Origin of the sequence: uncultured Victivallis sp., assembly GCF_944391105.1 — a bacterium.
Classification (GTDB): domain Bacteria; phylum Verrucomicrobiota; class Lentisphaeria; order Victivallales; family Victivallaceae; genus Victivallis.
This window is the reverse complement of sequence record NZ_CALXSK010000003.1, coordinates 1-14,540: the sequence shown is the minus strand read 5'-3', so window position 1 is coordinate 14,540 and position 14,540 is coordinate 1. Positions and strand designations below refer to the sequence as shown.

The following is a 14,540-nucleotide window of genomic DNA, read 5'->3' as shown; positions in this document are numbered from 1 at the left end:
AATTCTTCCTCATTGGTTGTCGGACCGGTTCGACTGGTCCGACTTGTCCGACAGAAACTCTTCCGAGAGCTGATCGATCCTCGCGGAAATTTTCGCGGCGAGTTTTTCGTTCGGGCGGCGGCGGAAGCGGTGCGGCTCGGCGCTCTGGCGCTGCGCGTAGTTCACAAAGAGACAGCATACCGTCGAGAGCGTCCGCTCGAACATCACGCGCTCGAGCGTCTCGTTGCATTCGTGCGCGGCGATCGCGCAGATCCTGGTCAGCCATTGCGCGTCGAACCGCGGCGACTCCTCCGCCTGCTCCGCCGGCGGCATGAGTTCGAGCGGACGGAACGCGGAATCACGCCAGCAGACCAGTTCGCGGCAGAGCTCGCGGAACTCCAGCCCGGTCGCGTCGGCGTAACCGGACGCCCGCCCCGGAATCTCCCACAGCGCGCCGCCCTCCCGCCGCAGATCCCGCAGGTCGTAGAGCGAGAGCACATAGAGCGCGACGTCGTTGTCGATCACCCGGATCTCGCCGCCGGTCGCGTACCGGTTCTCCAGCATCCACAGAAACGCCCATTTCGCGGCCGTCAGGGGCCGGATCGGCAGTTTCCCGATGCGGAAGTCGCCGAGACCCATAAGTTCCAGCAGAAGCCGTGTCTCGCCGTTTTTATCGTATTTCTCCGCCTCCAGCCGGATGAGCTCGGGATCCGTCGCGAGGAGCCGCGAGAACTCCGGAGTCGCGAGCAGGCGGAGTTCCTCCGGAGTTCTGCGCATCATCAGCCTCCGAGGTCAGCGGGTTTCTCCATCGGCGCGGAGCCGCTGATGGAGGCGGTCTTGTGTCCGTTGACCGCTTCCTTGATCGAGACGGAATCGATTTTGTAATCCTTGCTGTCCACGGTCAGGCTTCCCCCCACGGTGAGGGCGGAGAGATCAGCGTCAACCGTCACATTGCCCTCGCACTGGATCGTCCGCTTTTTGCCGTAGACATCGATCTGTTCGATGTAGCCGTCCTCGTCGGTCGCCTCCGCGCTGGAGGCGCTCTCGCCGTAGGTGACTGTCTGGAGATGCAGCCCGGCGACCGCGTTTTTGTAGGTCGCGAGGCCGAAAACAATTTTGTCGCTCATATTAAACTCCTGAATATAGCCGGACAAGTCCGACAAGTCCGACTTGTCCGACAGGTTAAATCCCCTGCGAAATGATTAATCCCAGCGCCACCGCTGCGAAATCCGCCGAAGGGGACGAGGCCTGCACGTCCTCCGGACGCACGAAAACCTCCTCGATCATCCGTCCCTCCGGCGGGAAGAGTTCGAGCAGCTGTTCGAGTGCGGTGAACAGCTGCAGCGCCCGGTCGTCGCTGTTCGCGCGGAACCGGTCGATGAGAACGAGCGTCAAACGCTCATCCCGGATCGTATTCGTCGCGCTGAACATGGTGCTCTCGTAGACGATGAGCACGCCGGGGAGTTTATCCGGATTGATCGCGGCGAGTTCTGCGAGGAACTGATCCGCGTTCTGAATCGCCGTGATCCGGACGGTCTGAAAAAATTCGAGGAGCTGCGTTCGCAGCTCCCCGGCGAGTTCCTGCAGTTTCATGAAATCTCCTCGTCCGACTGGTTAAAAACCTTTCTCGCAGGGTCGAGTACGGCGAAGCCGCACGGAGACCCGGAGAGCGGGGCCCCCGAAAAGTACCCGGAGCCGCGAAGCGGACCCGAGGCCCGTGGCCGAAGGGTGGCCACTTTTCGGGGAGATTAGAATCCTTTCATGTTCTCGCGGCCGAACACCGGTTCGCGGACGGTGGCAAATGCCACGGAGCCCTCGTTCCGCTCCTCGGCGTCGGGGAATTTGAATCCCCCTGTGCGGATCAACTCGAGATATTTGCGCACCTGGGCGACGCGCTCCTTGACCTTTTCCGCGAACGTGCTGCCGGCGGCGCGGGCGTAGGCGCGCTCCTCGGTGAGCGTGAGCGTCCAGTCGCGCAGCAGCGCGAGCGACCGTTCTCCCGTGACCGGCAGCCGGTAACGGGAGGCGATCGCACCGTCGATCTCCGCCGCGGAACTCTCAAGATCCGGCGAGGCGTCCGTCTCCTCCGGATAGATCTCCGCGAAAATCGTTGCACCGAGCCGGGCGCGCAGCTCGGAGGGCGTAGCGTAACTCATCATTCGACGATTCCGCCGTAGACGAGGTGCGGGAACGCAGCCGCGGCGGAGCCGTAGGCGCTCGTGCCGAAAATGGCCATGTCCTCCATAAACACCCCCTCGTCGTCCGGCCGGTTCTTGCTCACCAGCGTCGCTTCCTTCGACTTCTGGACGGCGACCGGCTTGATCGGGCCGGAGCAGCTCATCAGGAACCAGTAGTTCGCGCAGTCGCCGGTGATGCGCGGATTGACAATGAGTTTCGCCAGGCCTTTGCAGGTGTTGCGAACCGCGATCTTGCCGGAGGAATCGAGCTCGAAATCGTTCTCGAGGATGTCACGCGCCGTGAATTCGAGCGCGGGGCCGACCATCAGCGTGTCGGGGCTGACCGCGATCGGTTCTCCCGCGTGCCCGGCATAAGCGAGCATCGTCTGCCGCGCGAGCTTGAAACTCGCGGCGGAGAGCGCCGTGGTGGTCTTGTTGCAGATCGTCGACTTGCCGTACTTCCGGTCGGTGGCGAAAAACGCCTTCTTGTCGATCCAGGCGGCGGGAGAGAGCAGCGCGTCGATCGCGAGCTGATCCCACAGCGCCTTGCCGGAGACCGCCATCTGCTGAATGCTCGGCAGATACATGCCCCAGTTGTCGGTCTCGATTTCGCGCGATTTGATGCCGACCGTCTCCTCGTAGGCATTTTCGGTCATCGTGATCATCTTGCCTTCGAGGTTCTTGATCTGCCGCGGGCCGAGCCACTTTCTCATGCAGGCGAACTGCTCCATGAACGGCAGTTTGACGGTCGTGTGCGCGGAGTCTCCGACGATCATCGTGAACTGTTCGTAAACCGTCGGAGCGGCCTTGAACGCGGCCTTGAACGCCATGTCGTAGGCGATCCGCATGGCGGCAAATTTTTCAGTCGTAAGATTCATGAAATTTCCCCTTTCTTCAGATGAGGACGGCGACGCCGTCATCGGTTACGTCGAGCACCTTGCCCGCTTTGACTCTGTTGGTTCCGCCGAGCTTGCCGACCGTCTGATCGTCGACGACATAGCAATCCGCGCCGATGTCCGCGACGGTGAGCGCCTCGGTGCTCGTGCCGTTGTCGAACAGGAACGCGCCGCGGCGGATCACCAGCACGTCCCCCGCGGAGACCGTCGCCTCGGCGCGGCCGAGAACGACCAGTCCGGCGGCGTCGGAGGCGGGAACCGCGTTTCCGGACGCATCCTGCGCGGCAAGCGCGCCGGCGAACACGGTCGCGTCCGCGGCGACCACGCGCTCGTAGCTGTAATGAACCGCACCGACGTGCAGTTCGCGGGTGTTCCTGGGTTCAGTGAGAGCAGCCATGTTATTCTCCTTTCTTCTGTTTCAGGTATTCGGATTCGGCGTTTTCGATCCCGGCGTTGCGCAGGCAGTCGATCGCGACGCGGTCAACGGCGGAGAGCGCGGTCGAGTCGGATCTGCGCGCCGGCGCGGGAACCCGCGCGAGCGGAACCTTGCGCGCCGTGTGGTCAAGGTGAGCCTTGAGCGCCTTGCTGTCGAGGCTGTTCACATACTCCATGTCAGCTTCGACGATCTTTCCCTCGGCGCGGCCGCGGGCGACCTGGCGGGCGTGTTCGGCTTTTTCGGCGCTCGCGGCGAGTTCGTCGAGCTTCTCCTGCTTCTCGTCGGCGGTTTTCGCCTTGTCGACTTCGGCTTTCAGCGCGGCGATCACCTCGTCGAGCGTGGCGGCCGGTTCCAGGCCGAGCAGCTGCTTGACCTGTTCGATGAGGGAGGCTTTCTCCTCGACCTCGCAGGCGATCTGGTCTTTTTTCGTTTCATCCGTCTCCGCTTCGAGCGCGATCGAATCGCGGCCGAGCAGCCTCTTGAGCGCTTTTTCGAGTTTGCTCATTTCACCCTTTCCGCCCGTTGCGGGCCGTTTGTTTGCGGATGCCGCGAGAGCATCCAGGTTGTTGATCGCGGGAGTGTTGGTCATGGCGACCGAGGTGACCCGGAGCGGCCCGTTTTCCAGCCCCCGCAGGCTCGGAGAAAAATATTTGTAAATCTTCTCTTTCAGAAACTTGTATGCGGTCGGCGTCCACTTGACGCGGATCCGGAGCGCGTTTCCAACGAGTTTGAGCTGACCGAAGCCGAGAGCGGCGACCCCGCCGGGAAACAATTTAAGCGCCTCGGATTCGTCAACTTTGTTCTTGTTCGCGAGTTCGTAGAGGTAATGCTCGGAGTCGATCGGGATCTCCTCGCCTTTTTTCTCGAAATACTCGACGATCGCGTTCATCTGTTCGGGGGAGATGCTGATGTTGCCGTCCTCTCCCTCCTGGCAGATCGGGTTGTCGCCGATCCGCAGCAGCGTCCACTCGACCGGGACGCCCTGTTCGTCACGCCGGACGTCGACGCCCTCCGAAGTTAAAGCGATCCAGTTCATGTGTAAACCTTTCGTTAGAAAATGTCCGACAAGTCCGACTGGTCCGACAAGTCAGACCTGATTTTAAATCGTTTGCGGGAGCGTGTACTTGAGCCACCACTCCAGTTCGCGCCCGGTCAGTTCCGTGAACTCCTCGTCGGTCGGCCACCAGGGACGCGGCTTCTGCGGCTTCGTCTGACGGACGAGGACATAGAGGAATTTCGGTTTTGCCCGCTTGCCTCTCGGTTCCGCGAGATAAGCGCGTCCGTTCGGGCCGTCCTCCTTTTTCCGGATGAACAGCGGCCTGCCGTCGGCGGTGTTCCAGCTGTGGAGCCTGGCGTATTCGCCCTTGACGGAACGATCAATCGGGATTGCGAGAAACCGGCTGTTTCGCGGCCGGATGACGCCCCCCTCGTGCACATGCTGCGCGAGATGGTTTGTGTCGTTGCTGACGTGATCGATGACGACCTCCGCGCCGTCTGATCGAGTGCGGATCCCCTCGGCGAGTTCCTGGCCGAACCCGCCGTTGCCGATCTTGCTCCTGGCGTTGCTCTCCGCGCGATCGCGCAATGATACCTCGAGCGTTTTCGCGGCGAATTCGGGGAGCCGGGACTCCAGCGCCATTTTCGCCTCTGCGTCGAGCAACTCGCGCAGATCGACGGAAAAGCGGATTTTCATACCCCCCCCTCCTGCAAAAAAAGACACGAAAAAACACGCGGGGTATTTCACCAGCGTGTACGATACAGGGCTTCGACGAGCCCGGTTTTTATTCAGGGATTACTTGTGCGGATTCTTGTAGAGTTCCGGATGCTTCGCCAGCCACTCTTCGTATGATTTCATGGTCTCCGGAGACGGAACAAAGCCTTCATTCCTGACTCTCCAGTCGATACATCTCATGTTCAATTCGTGGTCTCGCTCATGCGCTCGACGGCCTGCGGGCGTGGAGGCAAACGCAGCGGCACGAAGTTTATCCCTTCGCGTCGGTTCATACCACTCTTCCTGCATTTTCACACCTCCACAATGGCTATATGACGGAATCCGTCGTTTACGACGTCCTCTTTAATATAACCCGGTTCCCACGGTTGTAAAGCGCGGAATTTGCATTTCCGGTCAAAAAGCACCTCTTTGTCCGTATTGATCCAGGAGTGCTGCCCGATGAACGCCCCGCTGCGGCTCCGAACCACATGAAACATGATCTTGTAATCCGCCTTCGGATTGGCATACTGCCTTGCGGAATCCATACTTACCGATGTCGAGTTGAATCCTTTCAGCCCGAAAATACTGCTGCTCAAATTGTCTTTCAGCAAATTGAACTGCTCCTCCGACGGCAGGTTGATGCAGCGGTAAACGCTCCCGCCGGTGTATTTCGGCGCCTTTTCCAGAACGTTCGACAATCGATCCATCTCGTCCGAACGCTCATCGGTCATATCCTCGATGCCGCGGCTGGCCCGATTGAGGTCGAGTTCGTCGCTCGCAGTGTAGCGCGTGATGACGTCGCGCTCCTCCTGCGAGAGATCGTCCCAGAAGTCGTCAGCCTGGGCGATGATTCCAGGCTGGCGGTTCTCCACATCGCGGTACATCCGTTTGAGCTCCTCGCGTTCGAGCTCTTTTGCCTCGACCCGCGCCCGCTGAACCGACGGCGGATCCGGATGATCGAAATCATAGTTGTCGACCTTGTAATCCTCGAACGCATCCGCCGGGTCGAACTGATAGCCGCTCGCCGGAGGCTGGATCTGCGCGGCGGAGACCCCGCCGGACGGCGTCTTGTCCGAGTTCTCGACCCAGCAGTTGCAGTTGAATTCCCAGGGCGGGAAAATCTTGTGCCAGATCGGGTCGCTCTTCAAAAACACCTTGCCGTCGAGCGCCTTGTGATCGGGCCTCGGATTGCGTCCGCAGTGGTAAACCCAGCTCGGGAAACGCGCCTCGACCGCCGGATCGCGGTCTTTCGCGTACTTCCCGACCGCGACCGCCATGCGCTTGTTCTGCGTCAGGATGAGGTCGACCCGCGCTTTGCTGCCGAGGTTGCGGACACTCGCCGTGCCGTCGTCCCGACCATTCCCCCGGAGCCATGTCCGGAGCTGATTCCGCGCTTCCGACTGACTGATTCTTCCGGCGCTGAACGCATCCGAGATCTCGCGGATCTTTTCGAGCACCCGCGCATCCGCCACCCGCGCGCTGAAAAAGCAGTGCGCCCGGATCTTCGGCGGAACCCGCCGCGAAATTCCGCGCGAACCCATCCCGGTGAGTTTGGACGTCCGGTTTTTGATGAATTCATTCGCCTCGTCGTAGGTCATGATGTCATTCCCCGTGCCATGCCGTCATAGATCTGCCCCTCGAGAAACGTTTCGAGTTTCCCGGTTGAACCGTTTTTCCTCCCCTCCGCACAGGCGGAGAGACGCCGCGAGAACTCCTCGTCGGAAATCTCCGTATCCGCGGAGAGCTGATTGAGTTCCGCCGCCAGCGGCCCGAGCCATTCGGTCAACGCATCCGACAGGTCTGACAGGTCCGACTTGTCCGACTTGTCCGACTTGTCCGCACTGAGTCCGATATCGTTTTTCTCCGGAACCTCCGTCGCCAGGCCGAGCGAGCCCTGCTGCCCGAATCCCGTCTGCGGCGGCTCATAACGCATCGGCAGAGAGAAGATTTTCGAGACTTCCTCGAGTTCCGGAATGAATCCGGAGGAGGTGAGCGTCTGAATGGTCTGCGCACGGACGAGCAGTTTGTCGGCGGTCGCCTTTTCGTCCTCCGGCGGCTCGACCTTGAAATGGATTTTCGGCACCGGCACGCCGTCGCCGAACTGGAACCGCGTCCACGGAGCGGCGATCTGCGCGCGGATCGTCGATTCGATCGCGCGGGCGTCCGCTTCGAGGATGTCCTGCCGGACGGCCGATTGCGCGTCGCCGTTGCTCATCCCGGCGGAGTCGCCGCTCGAAGCGAGCTGCCCGACCAGCAGCGTGTAAATCGCGTCGTGGCAGAACTCCAGCGCCCGGAAATAGACGTTGTCGCCGCCGGTGTTTGCCGCGTTGAGCAGCTGGATCTCGGTCGAATTCGTGAAAACGCCGCCGCCGTCCGGCCCGAAGGAGCGGATGATCCGCTGCAGCACCTCGCGCTCGTTCTCCCAGGTGTTCTGGTCGACGCGGGCGACGACGAACGGCATGCCGAACCGCTCGATGAAGCTGAACAGGTCTTTGAGCGGCCAGTTCTGCAGGCAGTGCAGCCAGGCCAGCACCCGGATTTTGCCGCCGCGCGCCGGATCCGGCCGCCGCCGGTGCTGGTGAATGATGAACTGATCCGGAACGAGCTCCATCCCGTCCGGATATTCGTCCGTCACGAGGCGCGGAACCATGCTGTCGCGCAGCGTGAAGCAGTGCGGCTCGATGGTCTGAAACCCCTCGATCGCGCCCCCCTCTTTCCAGACGATTTCCGCCGCGGAAAAGGGCAGAATCACGCCGTCGAGCAGATTGCGCAGCAGCTCCTGGAACGTCTCGGGCCGATCGGTGAATCCGAGCGAGAGCCCGGTCTCGTCGAGCGCCGCGGCAAACCCCTCCGCGGCCTGTTTCGCGGCCTCTCCGGGGCCGCCCGGCAGGATTTCCCAGCCGACGCCGCAGAGAGCGTCCGCGCGCTGATCCATCGCGCCCTGAATATCCCAGTTGCGTTCGAGGATCTCGCGCCCGCAGAGGCAGAGCTGCTCGATGTCCCCCGAGTTCGCCGCCTGGAACAGCGCGTAAAGCCGCGCCGGGGTGTAGCTCGCAGGCGTACTGTAACGATAGCGATCCTCCGGCGTGATGACCACCCGCCGGGCGGGAATCGTGCTGCGCGCACGTTGCCGTCTAACACGGCCAGCTTGGTATTTCATGTTCGATCACCCGTTTCGGATTGTTGAAATTATCGTTCAAAATGGTGTCCCGCGTCCGCGATCCGCACGATTCAAACCGGCACGGCCCGGCGGAGTCGCCTTTCGCGTGCCGGGCGAGCGCCAGCGCCCAGAAGCGGTCGCTGTGGCCGTTTTCGTCGCGTTCGCCCTCGTAGCGGACGTTGCCGGCCGCCGTCGTGGTCTTGCGGATCTTGTGAAGATCCTCGCGGATCTCCGGATCCGACGCGATCCGGATCGTGCGATCCTCGAAACTGGCGCGAAGCGGCATCGCAAGCTCGGCTTTCACCGGCCCCGAAAAATTCACCGCCTCGACCCGGTACTTCCCGAACCGGTCCTGCGCGTATTCGGCCAGCATCATGCCCATGCCGGTCGAATCGATGCACAGCCGCGCGAGCCGCGGGTTGTTCAGCCGCGAGTAGAGATACTCGCTCTGCACCCGGAACGGCGCGCGGTCAAACACCCGGTACTCCGTCTGCCGGAGCACGTCTCCGACAAGTTCGAGCTCGAAATAAACGCCGAGGTCTTTTTTGCGGCCGACGTCGTATCCGCCGAAAAGCAGCCCCTGGCCGCTGTCGCGGCACTCCGAACGCGGAATCTCGCACCCGGAGATCAGCTCATACGAGAGCAGCGCCGCGCCGTCGCTCGACGGCTGAATCATGTACTGCGTCTGCCACGCCTCCTCGGTGCGGCATTTCGCGCGCATCATCGCGAGCCAGGCGTCGCGGGTGTAGTGCTGACCGGTCACCTCGTTGAGTTTCTCGACGAACCCCTGTTCGACCGCGTCGACGATCGTCGTGCGGTGAAAACTCCACCCCATCGGGTTGCCGTTTTCGAGGATGTCGCGCCCCATTTTGCAGAACGGGGTGTTCGGCCCGCCGTCCACGCTCAGCGCGGAGAGGACTTCGAGCTGCCCGCCCCAGGTCGTGCAGGGCAGCGCCATATCGATGACGCGCCCGGAATCCTTGTGCAGGTCGGCCTCGTCGATGAGGACGTCGCCGCCCTTGCCGGCGAACGCCTCCGGCGTGCTCGAGAGCGAGACGACGCGGCTGCCGGTCGCCTCGTAGGTCGCCACGAACGCGCGGATGCCGCGCTCGGGATCGATGACCTGCAGATCATCGCCGAGGAGTCCCCGGCAGACGGCGTTCGACGCCTTCGCCCACTTGGCGATGTAATCCGTGATGAACTCGTGCGCGGTCAGTTCGTCGCGCGAGGTCACCCACTGCGTGAAATTGCGCCGCCGCAGGCACTTGTCGTTGACGCGGAAGCTCGTCGCGTAGGTGATGCCGATCCGGCGCGACTTCTCGTAGAATTTCATCGGCGAATCGTCGAGAATCCACGCGCGCTGGTACGGCAGAAAATAGTCATTGACTGGATTCATGTTTGCGCACTCCCAGGATGTTCGCGAGTTCGTCGGCGACGCGCTCCGGATCCGCGACGGTGTTCTCTCTCTTCAGGAGTTTCGCGAGTTCCTCGCGGTAATGAACCTCACGTTCGGCGAGTTCGGCCTTGAGTTCCGCGATTTCCGCGTCTGCGCGTTCGAGTTTCCGGCGGAGATCGGCGATCTGGTTGTCTTTCGCGGTGTTCGAGAGCGTCGCCGCGCTGCGGACGAGCCGTTCGACCTCCTTCGTATCCTCCGCGCCGGCGACGCACTCCTGAACGAGTTTCAGCAGCGCGACCTTCGTCTGCTCGGCGATCGTGTCGAGGGAGTCGTTTTCACGCAGAAAAGCGGTGGTCAGCCGGTCGGCGGTGAAGTTCGAGCGCTCTTTGAGCCGCTGATCGGTCCAGGCCTTGTACTGTTCGCTCTTCTTGAGGCGCGAGATGGCCGGGGCGGTGAGTTTCAAACCGCGGCTGCGGTACGCTTCGGCGATCTCGGAATCGGCGGCAATCGTGGCGAACGTCGCGCCGTCCTGGATCATTGCGATGATCTTGTACTGCAGCTCGAAAGGGAGCAGCGAAAAATTCGAGCGCGGCCCGTTTTTTGATTTCGCCATGCGATCCCCCTTTCACCGGAGCGCGGCCGGGCCGTAGAGACGTTCGTCGTGCCGCAGCGGGTCGATGCCGGAGAGCGGATCGGCCGAGGCGATCGTGCTGCGCAGATCCCCCGAGAGCCGGCAGTAGTCGTCGTAACCGGGAATCGGAATCAAATATCCCTTTTCGATGAGATAGTTCCACTCGTGCCGGACATCGCGGATCTCCTCGTTCGAGAGCGCGAGCTTCTGCGCCGCGAGAATGACCGCATGATGTCCGAGAACGACCGAAAACTCCTGCGGATTTTCAAAATCGAAAAGCGCGCGGACGATCGCGCGCCGGATGGCGTATTTATTCATGTTGTCCCTCCCTTATTTTCCGCCCGGATGGTTGCGTTTGTGTTCCCGGAGCGAGGTGTCAACCCCGACGATGTAGCGTTCGAGGCTGTCGATTTTCTCCTTGCGGACGCCGTCGGCGACGAGCAGCTGCTTGACCTCGCCGGAGATGTTCGTAATCATCGCGCCCTGTGTGCTCTGCTCGCCGGAAATGTTCTTGAGTTCGTTCAAAATGACGTCCGCCTTGTCCGCGTCCGCGTGTGCCTTGAGGCTTTTCGACAGCTCCTTGAGGCTTGCCTTGATCTCGCTGATTTCGGTTTCGGTCGCCCGGCGGCGCTCTTCTCGCATGCGTTCAATCTCGTCGGTTGCCTTCCGGCGTTCCTCCTCGTCGCGCCGGTCGAGCCGCTTCTGGTGCGAGGCGATGATCCAGCCGGAGAGGCCGCCTCCCAGGAGCGAGACGAGCGTGTTGTAGAGTGAATCCATTTGCAAACTCCGATTGTTGGGTTGGTTCCCGGTTTTCGCACCGGGAAGGCGCACATGCAAACGAAACGACCATTCAAGCCGGTCACAGCTGATGTGTAAAACAAGGTAAAAAGTAAAAAGTAAGAGGTAAAAAGCAAGAGGTAAGAGGTAAGAGGTAAAAAGTAAGAGGTAAAAAGCAAGAGGTAAGAGGTACACTTTCTACTTCATACTTTCTACTTCATACTTTCTACTTCATACTTTCCTGCTCTGCCACGGGAGCAAAAAAACGAACCGGAACGGCCGCGCCGCCCGGTTCTCCAGACAAGGAACCCCCGATGAAAGGTCCTCTATATATGGGGGGAAATACCCGATTTTATTCACAAAACCGGATTTTTTAATAACTAACAAGTTAGTTATTAACATGATAAATGGTGACACGCAATCACTGGACAGTGCGGCAGGTAAAAATATGGCGGGATATCCGGTAAAACGGATATCCCGCGCTTGCAGTCGCCTACGACCATAGCGGATGGTTTTCTGAAAACCCACGCCTCGAAAGGTCGTGGGAGCGGCGTTACTTCCGCCGCGTCAAGATTACTATACTCGAACCCGCCCCGGTTGTCAAGCCGGTAAGATCAAATGCGGGGGACATCGACCTTTGGGACATCGACCTTTGGGACATCGACCTTTGGGACATCGACCTTTGGGACATCGACCTTTGGGACCTCAATCTTGGGAACTGCAATATCAGGGATGAGTCGATCCACCTCTTGCGCCTCTGTTGCGCTCTTACCCTTTTTTATTTCGTCGCGCAAGGACATAATCTGTTTTTGAATCTCATTGAATTGCAAATTCACCTTCCTGAGTTCATTATTAACAGCGTCATTATAGCGACTCAGCCGTTTTGCGATTACATTTTCCAATTCGGAATGCCGCTTCTCCATTTCCGCCTGTTGCGCATCAATTCTCTGCTGTATGCTTTCGATTTCGGTCATTTTGTTTTTCAAATCCTCAAACTTCTGATTGACGCTCTCGTAATCATAGCGGGGTAACAGTGCCAAAAATGACATGATGATGGAAAAGAACATAAGCCCGGCAAAGAACATTTCGAGCAGGCGTTTGAACTTCAGTTCGTACCATTCATCTTTCTCCATCGGGTGCTTTTTAGTTCCCCAAGTCAACAGGACAAAACACCAAACGGCCAATGCTACAATGGCAATAGCAAATACCCACAAAACATCTTCCGAATTCATTTCCCAGCCTCCCCTTTAATTTTTCTTCGCATTTCGCCAAAATTTGGCTCGCGGTCACTCCTCCGGCTGCTTCATTTCGCTGATGATTTCATCGGGAAAGTTCGCGGCGATGATCTTCAGGCAACGTGTTTTCTGCGCGGGCGTCATGCCGTGGACGATCCGCATGATTTCATGCTCTACCGGATCCGCGGCGGAACCGCCCTGATCGCGGAAGAACGTCAGAACCAGCTCTGGAAACAACTTCTCGAGTGTCCCGAGAGTCATGTTGCGGATCTGGCGGCGGCCGCACAGGTAATCGGAAATCTGCCCCTGCGAAACCCCGCACTGATTGGCCAGTTCGAGCTGATTTCCAGCCCGTACGCACGCCTCTTTCAGCGCATCGAGAACGAGTTTTTCTATCATCGCAGTATCCTGTATGTTATATTTTCGCTTTACACAATATCACAAAAACCCGCCATATCAAATAAATTTCGCGATATTGTTCTTTTTTTGCTTGACAAAATATCCTGATCGTAGTATTATAACCACAAACAGGATATTTCCGATGGAGGTTATGATGACAAAACTGCAGGATATGAGAAAAAAGCGGGGACTCCGCCAGGCAGAGCTGGCGCGACGGCTGCAGGTTTCTCGTCAATGTGTCTGCATTGCCGAGAAAAAGGGGATCCGCAACGCCGATGCGGCGGAACGTTACGCCCAGGTGCTGCAATGCCGTCCGGCGGATCTCATGGAGTTTTCCAGAGCGCGCACCCGTGCGGTACGATGATAGCACCAGACAAGACAAGGAGGAACACCGATGAAAAAGAGAGTCAAATACTTTGAATGGGGAAATGAGAAGCCCGGTTACGTCACGACCTGGACGGTCGATCCGGACGGCCGTGTCCGGATCGGGGCAAAGATCCGAAAGGAAACGGCATGGCGGCGCGGATACGAATTCGAGTGCCCGTTCGCGTGAACGACCGCAGGGAGAGGAATGAAACATGGACGAAAAAACTCGCAAGCATATAGCCGTAATCCACGGCATTCTCAGCGAAGAACCGAAAACCCGTATTCTATTCTACTGCCTGGCCGCTTCGGAAGCGGAGGTGGCGCGAGAACTGATCAGGCTTGAGGCGGGAATACCGATATTCTCCTGCAAAACGGAGTATATGCCAGAGATAACCCGGGCCGTATTCAAGTTAAAAAAAGTCTGCCTGTTCATCGCTGCCGGGCCGCGTTCGTGGGATGATATTGCACGTGAGGCGGGCAAAAGCAACCGGCCGGATCTTATTATAATCGATCATCCGGAACGGATTCAGACTGCCACGGAGGAACCGGGGACAGGATCCGAAAGGAAACGGCATGGCGGCGCGGATACGAATTCGAATGCCCGTTCGCGTGAACGAGACGTTGTGCCACGATAGCACCGGAGAGGGAGTGAGAACCATGCGGAAATTTGACGGCACGATCAGGCAGGCAGTTCTGCGGGCGTGCGAGATCGCCGGATCGCAAAAGGCATTCGCGGAAGCGACGGGGATCTCACCGCAGAACATCAGTAAATATTTACAAGGCAGAGTCAGATCGATTTCACCGAAGGTATGGAAAACCCTGTTTCCGCACATCAAGCCGTATTTGGCCGGTACCACGGCGGAAACATTGTGCCACGATAGCACAGGAGACGGATCAATGAGTGAAGACGATTTTCAGTTGAATACGTTGCATCTGCTGGATGCACTGATTGTGACACTGAACTTCCGCCCGAAAATAGAGTGCCCTCCGGAGCTGCAGGGGCGGTTGAAGCAGTTGCAGATCGCGATCGGCAGACATTTCTGCGCGGCCGAAGAGCGGGGTGCGGATGATTGCGCCTGGAACTGCCGGTATGCCGGCACTGAAACATGCAACAGCAAGTGCCGCTATTCCTGCATCGGGGACTCCGGAGTTCCCGGCTCCGAAGCCGCCGGTGCCGCCGATGGCACCGGAGAGGAGGCGCAGCCATGAAATGCGAATGCTGCCGGCGGGAACCCGGCGCGGACAACCTTTACACGCTGCGGATCGAGGCGAAGCAGCGCCCGACGTTCGAGCTGACCGTTTGCCGCGTGTGTCTGCCGAAAGTCGGGAAGCTGTATCAGAATTTTTGTGCCACGATGGCACAACGGAAAACGGAGG

General features: G+C 59.4%; 21 protein-coding genes and 1 pseudogene. 5 read left to right on the top strand and 17 right to left on the bottom strand.

Annotated features, from left to right (window positions below; translation table 11 throughout):
* Positions 1-9 precede the first annotated feature (9 nt).
* From Q0K10_RS01895 to Q0K10_RS01815, 17 genes are all read right to left on the bottom strand, one after another.
* Positions 10-759, bottom strand: a complete 750-nt coding sequence (locus tag Q0K10_RS01895; protein ID WP_294502428.1) for a hypothetical protein — start codon at positions 757-759, stop codon at positions 10-12.
* Positions 759-1,106 (bottom strand): hypothetical protein, encoded by a 348-nt coding sequence (locus Q0K10_RS01890; RefSeq protein ID WP_294502427.1) that lies wholly within the window; start codon positions 1,104-1,106, stop codon positions 759-761. The genes Q0K10_RS01895 and Q0K10_RS01890 overlap by 1 nt, the downstream gene beginning before the upstream one ends.
* A gap of 55 nt (positions 1,107-1,161) precedes the next feature.
* Positions 1,162-1,572, bottom strand: a complete 411-nt coding sequence (locus tag Q0K10_RS01885; protein ID WP_294502426.1) for a hypothetical protein — start codon at positions 1,570-1,572, stop codon at positions 1,162-1,164.
* Between the two features lie 155 nt (positions 1,573-1,727).
* Entirely contained in the window at positions 1,728-2,138 is a 411-nt protein-coding gene (locus Q0K10_RS01880) for a phage protein Gp36 family protein (protein WP_294502425.1), read from the bottom strand.
* Positions 2,135-3,034, bottom strand: coding sequence for a Mu-like prophage major head subunit gpT family protein (locus Q0K10_RS01875; protein WP_294502424.1), 900 nt, complete (start codon positions 3,032-3,034; stop codon positions 2,135-2,137). Before Q0K10_RS01875 ends, Q0K10_RS01880 begins: the two co-directional genes overlap by 4 nt.
* Before the next feature lie 16 nt (positions 3,035-3,050).
* Positions 3,051-3,449: a hypothetical protein gene (locus tag Q0K10_RS01870; RefSeq protein WP_294502422.1), complete on the bottom strand. Its 399-nt coding sequence runs from the start codon at positions 3,447-3,449 to the stop codon at positions 3,051-3,053.
* A gap of 1 nt (position 3,450) precedes the next feature.
* Positions 3,451-4,524 carry a phage protease gene (locus tag Q0K10_RS01865; protein ID WP_294502421.1) on the bottom strand — a complete coding sequence of 358 codons (1,074 nt, stop codon included), beginning with the start codon at positions 4,522-4,524 and terminating at the stop codon, positions 3,451-3,453.
* A 63-nt stretch (positions 4,525-4,587) separates the two neighbouring features.
* Complete coding sequence (locus tag Q0K10_RS01860) at positions 4,588-5,181, bottom strand: hypothetical protein (protein WP_294502417.1); 594 nt, start codon at positions 5,179-5,181, stop codon at positions 4,588-4,590.
* Positions 5,182-5,280: 99 nt separating this feature from the next.
* On the bottom strand, positions 5,281-5,508 hold the full coding sequence (locus Q0K10_RS01855) for a hypothetical protein (protein ID WP_294502412.1): 228 nt from the start codon (positions 5,506-5,508) through the stop codon (positions 5,281-5,283).
* Between the two features lie 2 nt (positions 5,509-5,510).
* Entirely contained in the window at positions 5,511-6,797 is a 1,287-nt protein-coding gene (locus Q0K10_RS01850; protein ID WP_294502409.1) for an ADP-ribosyltransferase, read from the bottom strand.
* Positions 6,794-8,359: a DUF935 family protein gene (locus Q0K10_RS01845; protein WP_294502406.1), complete on the bottom strand. Its 1,566-nt coding sequence runs from the start codon at positions 8,357-8,359 to the stop codon at positions 6,794-6,796. The genes Q0K10_RS01850 and Q0K10_RS01845 overlap by 4 nt, the downstream gene beginning before the upstream one ends.
* Positions 8,334-9,755, bottom strand: a complete 1,422-nt coding sequence (locus Q0K10_RS01840; protein ID WP_294502403.1) for a hypothetical protein — start codon at positions 9,753-9,755, stop codon at positions 8,334-8,336. Before Q0K10_RS01840 ends, Q0K10_RS01845 begins: the two co-directional genes overlap by 26 nt.
* A complete protein-coding gene (locus tag Q0K10_RS01835) occupies positions 9,739-10,368 on the bottom strand; it encodes a hypothetical protein (protein WP_294502400.1) in 630 nt (209 codons plus the stop codon). Before Q0K10_RS01835 ends, Q0K10_RS01840 begins: the two co-directional genes overlap by 17 nt.
* Before the next feature lie 12 nt (positions 10,369-10,380).
* Positions 10,381-10,704 carry a hypothetical protein gene (locus Q0K10_RS01830; protein WP_294502397.1) on the bottom strand — a complete coding sequence of 108 codons (324 nt, stop codon included), beginning with the start codon at positions 10,702-10,704 and terminating at the stop codon, positions 10,381-10,383.
* 12 nt (positions 10,705-10,716) lie between these two features.
* The gene (locus tag Q0K10_RS01825; RefSeq protein WP_294502394.1) at positions 10,717-11,163 is read right to left on the bottom strand and encodes a hypothetical protein; all 447 of its coding nucleotides are present in this window, start codon (positions 11,161-11,163) and stop codon (positions 10,717-10,719) included.
* Between the two features lie 614 nt (positions 11,164-11,777).
* The gene (locus tag Q0K10_RS01820) at positions 11,778-12,395 is read right to left on the bottom strand and encodes a hypothetical protein (protein ID WP_294502391.1); all 618 of its coding nucleotides are present in this window, start codon (positions 12,393-12,395) and stop codon (positions 11,778-11,780) included.
* Between the two features lie 54 nt (positions 12,396-12,449).
* Positions 12,450-12,797, bottom strand: coding sequence for a helix-turn-helix transcriptional regulator (locus Q0K10_RS01815; RefSeq protein WP_294502388.1), 348 nt, complete (start codon positions 12,795-12,797; stop codon positions 12,450-12,452).
* Between the two features lie 151 nt (positions 12,798-12,948).
* Here Q0K10_RS01815 and Q0K10_RS01810 point away from each other — a divergent pair, with 151 nt between their 5' ends.
* The 5 genes and pseudogenes from Q0K10_RS01810 to Q0K10_RS01795 all read left to right on the top strand — a co-directional run bounded on the left by Q0K10_RS01810 (position 12,949) and on the right by Q0K10_RS01795 (position 14,372).
* Positions 12,949-13,161, top strand: coding sequence for a helix-turn-helix domain-containing protein (locus Q0K10_RS01810; RefSeq protein ID WP_294502386.1), 213 nt, complete (start codon positions 12,949-12,951; stop codon positions 13,159-13,161).
* Between the two features lie 30 nt (positions 13,162-13,191).
* A complete protein-coding gene (locus Q0K10_RS01805; RefSeq protein WP_294502384.1) occupies positions 13,192-13,350 on the top strand; it encodes a hypothetical protein in 159 nt (52 codons plus the stop codon).
* A 25-nt stretch (positions 13,351-13,375) separates the two neighbouring features.
* Entirely contained in the window at positions 13,376-13,798 is a 423-nt protein-coding gene (locus Q0K10_RS01800) for a hypothetical protein (RefSeq protein ID WP_294502383.1), read from the top strand.
* Positions 13,737-13,967: pseudogene (locus Q0K10_RS15560) on the top strand (YdaS family helix-turn-helix protein); the annotation flags it as partial. The gene Q0K10_RS01800 and the pseudogene Q0K10_RS15560, both read left to right, overlap by 62 nt.
* 93 nt (positions 13,968-14,060) lie before the next feature.
* A complete protein-coding gene (locus Q0K10_RS01795; protein ID WP_294502381.1) occupies positions 14,061-14,372 on the top strand; it encodes a hypothetical protein in 312 nt (103 codons plus the stop codon).
* Positions 14,373-14,540 lie beyond the last annotated feature (168 nt).